Annotated in this window: 1 protein-coding gene; it reads right to left on the bottom strand. The window is 63.7% G+C overall.

Annotated elements, in window-relative coordinates:
• Window positions 1-526, bottom strand: a 526-nt coding sequence (locus ACFPZN_RS56660) for an MlaE family ABC transporter permease (protein ID WP_378293794.1), incomplete at both ends; no start/stop codon positions are given.

Here is a 526-nt window from a genome sequence, read left to right on the forward strand (position 1 = left end):
GACGAAATACACCGTCGTGATCACGTAATTGAAAACGAACACCAGCATGAACGCCACCACCGTCGCCCGGTTCACCGCCCGGCCAACCCCGGCAGGGCTCCGCTCACAATTCATCCCCATATAACAGGCCACCAGCGCAGCGATCAGACCGAACAACCACGCCTTGCCCAACGTCACGAACAGATCCGACACCCGCAGCAGACCCAAAGCCCCATCGAAATAGGCGCCCGGGGTCACGCCCTGCAGCAGCACGTTGAACACAAAACCGCCCACCGCACCCGACAGGATCACCAGGGAGGCGAGCATGCACGAGATCATGCTGGCCGCCCACATGCGTGGTGTCACCAGACGGTGCACCGGATTGACGGCCATGACCTCCATCGCCGACAACTCATCCCGGATGTTGCGCGCGCCCATGTCCGAGGTCATCGCCGAACCACCCGCACCCGCGATGATCAACGCCGACGCGATCGGCGCGACCTGCCGCACCAACCCCACCACCACCGCACCACCGGTCGCCGACTGA

The sequence above is a fragment of the Actinomadura rugatobispora genome, from assembly GCF_042656285.1.
In the GTDB taxonomy this organism is placed as follows: domain Bacteria; phylum Actinomycetota; class Actinomycetes; order Streptosporangiales; family Streptosporangiaceae; genus Spirillospora; species Spirillospora rugatobispora.